The sequence below is a fragment of the Endozoicomonas sp. ONNA2 genome (assembly GCF_024606365.1).
Lineage (GTDB): Bacteria > Pseudomonadota > Gammaproteobacteria > Pseudomonadales > Endozoicomonadaceae > Endozoicomonas.
The window spans coordinates 1-1,145 of sequence record NZ_JAHHPO010000086.1 but is presented as its reverse complement, the minus strand read 5'-3'; the positions used below and the strand labels follow the sequence as shown (position 1 = coordinate 1,145).

Sequence of the window (1,145 nt, the reverse complement as noted above, 5' to 3'; positions counted from 1 at the left end):
CTACGGGGACGCCCGGTCGGGCGCTATTCTCGGACAGTCTCCTGGCAGGAATTTTTGGATTAGAACTCTATTTTCAGACATTTTACCGACTGGAATGCGGATTCTTGATGTTATGGTCAGGATCTCATGAAACAGTCCAGCACTACGTTTGCATCAGGCCGATCCTCCGGATTCCAGGCCAGCATTGACCTTATTAATTTCGCATAGTGTTTATCTTCCGCACAGCCTTTATCAATGGCCTCCACTTCTTTCAGTCGATCATCCAGGTACTCGTAGTATGAGGCTTGGTTCGCCATATATTGCTTGTTACGAATATTAATTGGATGAGGAAAAAGTATGTAATTCGTCAACAACTCGAAAAGAACAACCCCCGCTGAAAAAATATCGGTTTTCACAGAAATGGTCTTGTATCCCCGATGAAACATTTCAGGAGGTTTATAGCCTTCACTGCAAAATTCCTTCTGCTTGGCCGGACCACCACGCTGAGAAAGACCGAAATCAATAATGGAAAGTTTGTCTTCGTCACTCTCATCCGCTAATAGATTGCCAAGTTTCAAATCCAAATGCCAGATCCCTGATTGGTGCATATGTGCAACACCCTGCATTAGTTGCCGGGCATAGTTCTCAAACTTGGGCAGTGGTAGCCCTCGACTCCGGTCCCGAGACAAAATACAAAGAAGCGTTTCGCCAGCGTAGGGCATCAATATATTTTTGTCCTCCGTTTCAATGAGCGGCACAATATTCGGACCCTGAGCAGCTCTGAGAATCGCCTTTTCATTTTTGAGATACTTTTTAGCCACTCTATTCTTATAACACTTTCTTATGCGGATTTTTCTACCTTCGGGGGTCTCCCAAGTCTCACGCTTCAAAGTTAAGAATCTATCTTCATGGATTGCTTTTGAATCCAGCATTCGCTCATTCACACGCTTATTCACATGAGTCCCCCTGAACCTGACCAACACATAGTGATAAGCAGACGAAACGATGTTACAGGGATTTCTAAGGCAACCTTGATCAGTCGGTGACCCATTTTCAGTAAAATCAGGGAAATGAATATCCATTGATGTATTCATTGGTTTGTCCCTTTTCAGATTGATGTAGGCTTTAGGAGCTGTCCTGAAATAACTTCGACATTTCTACAGACG

At 44.0% G+C, this 1,145-nt stretch carries 1 protein-coding gene; it reads right to left on the bottom strand.

Annotated features, from left to right (window positions below; all coding sequences use genetic code 11):
* Positions 1-116: 116 nt before the first annotated feature.
* Positions 117-1,073: a protein kinase gene (locus KDK14_RS01555; protein ID WP_257263257.1), complete on the bottom strand. Its 957-nt coding sequence runs from the start codon at positions 1,071-1,073 to the stop codon at positions 117-119.
* Between the last annotated feature and the right edge of the window lie 72 nt (positions 1,074-1,145).

Excerpts from the sequence above, each read along its gene's own strand:
- KDK14_RS01555 (WP_257263257.1), bottom strand. The coding sequence starts at position 1,073 with ATGAATACATCAATGGATATTCATTTCCCTGATTTTACTGAAAATGGG.